This window comes from Nesterenkonia sandarakina (assembly GCF_003003175.1).
Taxonomy (GTDB): Bacteria; Actinomycetota; Actinomycetes; order Actinomycetales; family Micrococcaceae; genus Nesterenkonia; species Nesterenkonia sandarakina_A.
Map to the genome: position 1 here is coordinate 1 of NZ_PVTY01000043.1, position 6027 is coordinate 6027.

A 6027-nucleotide genomic window follows, 5' to 3' on the forward strand; every position below is an offset into this window, starting at 1 on the left:
AGTTGCTGCGTTTTCCCAGCACCTGAGGCCCCGGACTTTCCGCCCGATTCGGACCCGCCAGCCGGAGCAGCGCCCGAAGCCGCAGCACCACCACCGGAGCCACTAGCGCCAGCACCGGAGGAATCAGCGCCGCCGGGAGTCCCGGCGTTCACGCCGGAACCACCCGAGCCGCCGCCGGACTCAGAACCGCCGCCAGGACCAGAACTACCGCCAGCCGGTGATGCGCCGGCAGGACTCGATCCGGCCTCGCTGCCGCCGGTCGATCCTCCCGAAGAAGCACCCCCAGCAGCGCCGCCGGCAGAGGAACCACTCTCGCCAGCAGAATCCGCGCCGCCGGCTGCGCCACCGACCCCGGGTTCACCACCCTCAGCGGAACCGGAGTCCTCACCAGAGACCGGAGACGCCCCAGCAGGGCCACCACCAGAGGCAGAGTCACCCGCACCAGCCGCACCGGCTCCACTCTCGCCGGCACCGCCGGCAGCCTGTCCAGAGCCGCCACCAGCCGCGCCAGTACCCCCGCCGGCCGCGCCACCGCCGGCACCGGAAGCACCACCACCGGCTGCGCCGGCAGATGCCGCGCCGCCCCCGGCCGCGCCAGCAGCGCCGGCACCACCGCCAGCCGCTGCGCCGCCACCGGCAGCAGCAGCGCCGCCACCTGCCACGGCAGGGGCAGCAGCTCCACCCGTTGCAGCCACCACAGCAGCGCCGCCCGCGACAGTGGCGGCACCCGCGAGAGCAGCGCCACCGCCAAAGGCGGCAGCGCCCATCGCGGCCGCAGGAGCCACGAACTTGATCAGCGCGGGCAGGGCCAGGCCGGCCAGGGCCAGAATGAGCATGCCGGTCATCGCCGCTGCGTAATTCTGCAGCTCACCGCCCAGCCCCTCGATCTCTGAATCCTGGGTCAACATGCGCAACCCGAGCGCGTAGATCCCTGCCGCAACCGGCTTGAACAGCAGCAGCGCGATAAGCCAGCCGTTGATCTTCTGGAACGCCTGTTTCCCAGAGACCGAGCCGGTAGAGGCAGCGACCACAGGGAGGAAGGCGAGCAGGACGAGGATAATCACGTCGCGGAAGATCATCAGCAGGAAATTCATGATCGCGCCGAAGAACGTCAGCAGGGACACGATCAGGAACACCCCGATGTTCTGCCCCATCTCACCGACCGGCGCGGCAAGGATCTCTAGGTTCGCATCACCATCGGTGGCGCGGTCCAGCAGCCATGCGGCGGTGCTGTCTCCGGCGGTGAGCAGCGCGCCGATAGCGACGGCGTAGACACCGGTGACCACAATGAGGGTCACTATCGGAGCAAAGGCGGTGATGATCTTCTTGAAGTCCATCGTGAACAGCATCCGGCCCAGCCCGAGCAAGAATCCCAGAATGGCGAAGGCCGCGATGAAGTACGCCGTATCGGCCTGGATCGAGGCCACCGCAGGGTTATTCAGATCCGGTCCTGGTGCGTTCATCCACCAGGTAGAGATCATTTCCAGGAAAGCCACCGCGCCGTTCGCAAGGCCCTGCGCGACAGCTTCTAAAGCGGCGGTCGCCGCCCCTCCGACGATCGCATTTCCGGCACCAAAAGCCCCCTCAATAACAGTGCACGCAGTGTGTCCGGGTGAGCACGCTGATCCCTCTTCATCGGCAGCTACGAGAGTCATCAGGGTCATCGGACTTACCTCCACTCAGTGAAGTCGGCCGTGTTGTCCAGCATGGTGAAAGGAGCATCACCAGACGCCAGATCGAGTCGCCAGTCGTTGGCCTCTTCATCCCAGAGCAGAGTCAATTCGTATGCTCCATCGGCCGACATTTCCGGGACGCTCTGCCAGACCTGCACCGTTGCTTCCTCGTCGGAGGAGTCCACGATCCGGAAGCCCCGCACTAGAACGCCGTCGTAGTATTCTTCTGGGTCATCACCCTCACCTTGTGCCAATATCTCGCGTGCGCCAGGGCTATCGATAGCGGCCTCGTACTCTCGGCTGACCACGAAATCCAGGAAGAGGATCTGTGCGGCGAAGGCTGCCCCGGATGGGGTCTGGGAGAAGCAGCGCCAGAAGCCGTCCTCCTGAACGGCCGGCCCGTGCTCTTCTGAGACCGGAACGGCGAAACCGCCTGAACCCTCAAAGTCTTCCCACGTAAATTCAGGGGCCTCCGTGGGGAACGAATCGTCGGCGTCCATATCCTCACACCGTTCAGGAGTCTCCCCGTCCGTCTCGGATGGCTCTTCTGGTTCTACCGGCTGCGCCGAGGGATCTGGACCTTCGGCGTTCAGGCCCTCATCGGGCTCTTCGGCCTCATTCGATCCCGTGGGGATCGTGAGCAGACCCACGATCACCACGAGGATGACCACCAATAGACCCGCGCCCCAGAAGATCCAGGACTTCCCGCCGCCCTGCTTATCTGTCCGTGCCATGTTCGTCCCCGTTCTCCGCTGCTGTTCTCAGAGTTCCTAGATAAAGACTCGGATGATCGCGGCTGCTGCCACCGCGAGGATGCAGACGATGATCGAGATCACCAGGCCCTTGAAGCCCTGGATCTCACGCCCCGTGAAGGAAGCGAACGCTAGGTAGCCGGCCGAGGCCAGGAAGCCGGCCAGGCCGAGCATGATCACGCCCCAGGAGATCCAGTTCAGAAGGGTGTTGAACCCATCGACCCCCGGAGGTGCTTCCGGGCTCACGTCGGGGACGATCCCGGCGGGGGTCAGTCCAGAGAGTGCGGAAAGAAGTTCGAGCATCATCATGTTTAGTCCTCTTCTGCTTTGGTGTGGAACGTGCGAATAATCTTTTGCAGCCGCTTCGGTGGATTGGTGAAATCTGGACGGTGAATCCGCCAGTTCTCCACCCACGGGATATGCGCCCCTGCGGGAATCTTGCCGAGAACCCGTTTCACCGTCCGGCGCTGAGATTCCATGAGACGCGGAGCGTCATCGACCAAGATCAGGCCAAGCAGCCGTGAGTCGGTGAGTTCCCCGGCGAGCCACTGTTGAGTGAAAGCCTCAGCGGCTTCCAGGCCCCGCCAGTGAGTCCGGGCGACCACCACGACGCGCAGCGTCGGAAGCGGCCGGACCCAGCCGGCAGCGGTGGGCCAGCCCACCCCAGCGTCGAAAGCGTGTTCACCGAGCATCGCCGCGACCGTCGAGGCCCCCGCTCCCCCGTGCAGTCCTGCCACGGTGATGAGCCGGTGGTCTTCCACCTGTAGCCGTGGCCACGGTGCCGCACCGGCCGGCGCGGACACCGAGGGCAAAGGAGTCTGGGGACCGGAGACAATCACCTGTTCACCGAGCACGTCGTCACGGATTTCTCCGACTTCTACGGGCTCTTCCGGTGGAGCTTGTGTCAATGGGTTGCTTCGCTGCACTGCCGGTTCTCCTGTTTCTTCGCTAGTAGGCCCTGTTAGCACAAGACGTAGTCCGTAGAATCAAGCGCGTACGGATAGCTTACTGGGCCGTATAACCAACGTACACCTAAGGGAAGGCACTTCAAACCATACGAAGCAAATATTCTTCGTTTACTTCACCAAGGCCAACAAGCTACGATATGGAGCATGAGAGTGAATGATCCAAGACTCATCGACGATCTTCTAGAGGGATTCCCCGATCTGGCGACCCCCCAAGAGGTCGGAGATCTCCTACGAGTAGGCATCGTGACGATCAATAAGTGGATGCGCTCAGGGCACATCCCTTCGATCCGCGCGGGTCTGCGCGTCAACCGGATTCCGAAGAAGGAACTGCGGGAATTCCTGCTCAACGCAGACGAGATGAAAGATCCCGACGCTGAGACCAAGGACGAAGACAAGGAGAAGGATTCAGCCTGATGGGTCAGATCACTCCCGAACATGTGCCGGCGTTCCCGCTCTACGTCATCGTCTACGACGCTGAGAACGAGACCGCCGAGCTTGATGGTGTTCCCATTGAGCGAGCACAAGGAGTGACTATCGCGGAGGCGGCAACGAATGCCGCAGCTCGCAAAGCAGAGGCCCACGGCCTCGATGCAGTGCGAGTGATCGTTCGTTCCGCAGCAGATGAAGAGTGGACCATGATCGTCAGTGTTGACGGGCAAACCATCGACACCACGCCCACCCCTGAATCGCAGCAAAAGAAACCGCTCATACGCCCCGCCACCGTTCTTGGCGGTGCGCTTCTCACCCTGGGTGCACTTGGAGGGGGAACCGCTCTCGCTGTGTACCTGAGCACCGATACAGACCAAGATCAGAACGCCGCGCCACCTTGGGAGATCCCCGGTGCCGGCGAGCAGATCCCCGTAGGACTGCCCGAGGGGTTCACCGGCCCCTCTGACTGGTCAGTAGATATCAACAGCGACACCGCAGCCACCGGCCTCGAAGATGGACGGATTCTCACCGCTAACAGCGATGGAATCCTCTCGGCGCGAGATCCCGAGACTGCTGAACCCGAGTGGGCCGGTTCAGGTGCTCCGCAGGATCTCTCTGAGATCCACGAGAGCACCTGGACTGGTCAACCGGTCCTTGCCTCCTACAGCCGGGGAAACCTCAACCTCTGGCCCCTGGAAGATGTGACTCCCGGCGATGCCGTGGAGCCTGAACAAGTCCCCGTGGCCAATGAGGCCGAGATCCTTTGGGACGGAGATACCCCGTTGGTGTCTCTCGGTGACTTCATTGTGTTGGTTCCCGACGACGAGGGCACGCTGACCGAGGTCACGATCCCTGCCGGGTCCGATCCCGTGTCGGCCGTGGACGGCGAAGCCGTCTCACTTGGCCCTGAAACCATCTACCGCACCGGCATAGACGGTGAGGCCACTTCTACCGACTTCACCGCGCCGGAGAACGTCGAAGGCCCCGCAGAGGCGTTCTGGACCATCGGCACCGATGCGCTCGTGCTGGCTTGGTCTGCGCCAGGCTCTGAGGACTCCCCCGTGATCGCAGTCATCGACCAGGAGACCGGGGAAACGATCATCGAAGAGCCGGTCGAGCAGCTGCCGAACGAGTCTGCCGAGATCACCTATAACGGCGACTCGCAGCGCGCCGTGATCGGGACACTGGCGGTCCGCTATGACGATGATCCAAGCCTCAATGAGATCCCCGCGATTCAAGATCCCGTGATCTTTGGTAACACCCTCTATGGCAACACCACGGACGGTCCGGCCCTGGTGGATCTGGGCCGGCCAGACGACGGCGCGCAGCCCTACGCGACCTTCACCGACGAGGACACCGCCCCGCTCATCGTCGCTGACGATGCGGCCTACGTGGTGGCACCCCGACTTGATCAGACCATTCTCTACCGCGCGGCCGCAGAGCCCGCCGAGGAGGAATTCCCGGACGAGACAGACACCGAAGAGACCACCCAGGATGAACAGGACGATTGATGACTATTCAGATCAGCATCACCGATGACGGGACCGCGACCCTGCACGGGGAGGGAATCGACCCCGAAACTATCGTCGCCGGCACTTACCATCAGGCCCAAGAACAGGCCATTGATGCGCTCATTAGCCGAGCTCGCGCGTCAGGTGAACAGCTCTACGCGGTGACCGATGAGACTCCCCCGACGACGTTGCTCATCGAGCCACGCGGCACGGTGACTCCCGTTCCTGCCGATCAGGCTCCCAGCAGCGCGCCGGCACCCGCTCAGGCCCAGCCCGAGCAGCCGGCCGCTGCGCCAGCGTCGGCCGAAGCTACGCCGGCCGCGCCTACGGCCGCGAGCCCCGCGAAGCCGGGGGCAGTCAGTCCCCCACCGGCCGCGCCTACCGCTGTGAGCCCTGCCGAGCAGCCCGTGAAGGCACCGGCTCAGCCGGCCCCGTCACGGCCCAATCCGCTCACCGCGGATTCCGCCACCGCGCTGGTATCGAGCCGGCGGCAGGTCCGCGAGCAGCGGCAGAGCTTCCTCAATCAAGAACAGCGCGAGCAGCCGGCCACCGAGGGGTGGCGCGGATTCCTGGCGAGCATGGGTATCCGTGTCGCGCCGAGCGAGGCCGAGAAGGCCCAGCGGATCGACCGTCAGGCGGTCTCTCAGCACTGGCCCGGGCCCCGCACTATCGCCATTGTCAACGGCAAGGGCGG

At 64.0% G+C, this 6027-nt stretch carries 6 protein-coding genes and 1 pseudogene; 3 read left to right on the forward strand and 4 right to left on the reverse strand.

Annotated features, from left to right (window positions below; translation table 11 throughout):
* The 4 genes from BCL67_RS14945 to BCL67_RS14960 all read right to left on the reverse strand — a co-directional run.
* Positions 1-1463, reverse strand: a 1463-nt coding sequence (locus BCL67_RS14945) for a hypothetical protein (RefSeq protein ID WP_181256052.1), incomplete at its 3' end; no start/stop codon positions are given.
* A 206-nt stretch (positions 1464-1669) separates the two neighbouring features.
* Complete coding sequence (locus BCL67_RS14950; RefSeq protein WP_146131217.1) at positions 1670-2344, reverse strand: hypothetical protein; 675 nt, start codon at positions 2342-2344, stop codon at positions 1670-1672.
* A gap of 99 nt (positions 2345-2443) precedes the next feature.
* A complete protein-coding gene (locus BCL67_RS14955; RefSeq protein ID WP_258175122.1) occupies positions 2444-2734 on the reverse strand; it encodes a hypothetical protein in 291 nt (96 codons plus the stop codon).
* Positions 2735-2736: 2 nt separating this feature from the next.
* Complete coding sequence (locus BCL67_RS14960) at positions 2737-3351, reverse strand: DUF6668 family protein (protein ID WP_146131218.1); 615 nt, start codon at positions 3349-3351, stop codon at positions 2737-2739.
* Positions 3352-3537: 186 nt separating this feature from the next.
* Here BCL67_RS14960 and BCL67_RS14965 point away from each other — a divergent pair, with 186 nt between their 5' ends.
* From BCL67_RS14965 to BCL67_RS15570, 3 genes and pseudogenes are all read left to right on the forward strand, one after another.
* Positions 3538-3807 carry a helix-turn-helix domain-containing protein gene (locus tag BCL67_RS14965; RefSeq protein ID WP_106124195.1) on the forward strand — a complete coding sequence of 90 codons (270 nt, stop codon included), beginning with the start codon at positions 3538-3540 and terminating at the stop codon, positions 3805-3807.
* Positions 3807-5333 (forward strand): hypothetical protein, encoded by a 1527-nt coding sequence (locus tag BCL67_RS14970; RefSeq protein ID WP_146131219.1) that lies wholly within the window; start codon positions 3807-3809, stop codon positions 5331-5333. The genes BCL67_RS14965 and BCL67_RS14970 overlap by 1 nt, the downstream gene beginning before the upstream one ends.
* A pseudogene (locus BCL67_RS15570) lies at positions 5333-6027 on the forward strand (hypothetical protein); the annotation flags it as partial. The gene BCL67_RS14970 and the pseudogene BCL67_RS15570, both read left to right, overlap by 1 nt.

Bases quoted from the DNA above. Each gene is read 5' to 3' on its own strand.
- BCL67_RS14955 (WP_258175122.1), bottom strand. From the start codon at position 2,734: ATGATGATGCTCGAACTTCTTTCCGCACTCTCTGGACTGACCCCCGCC.
- BCL67_RS14965 (WP_106124195.1), top strand. From the start codon at position 3,538: ATGAGAGTGAATGATCCAAGACTCATCGACGATCTTCTAGAGGGATTC.
- BCL67_RS14970 (WP_146131219.1), top strand. From the start codon at position 3,807: ATGGGTCAGATCACTCCCGAACATGTGCCGGCGTTCCCGCTCTACGTC.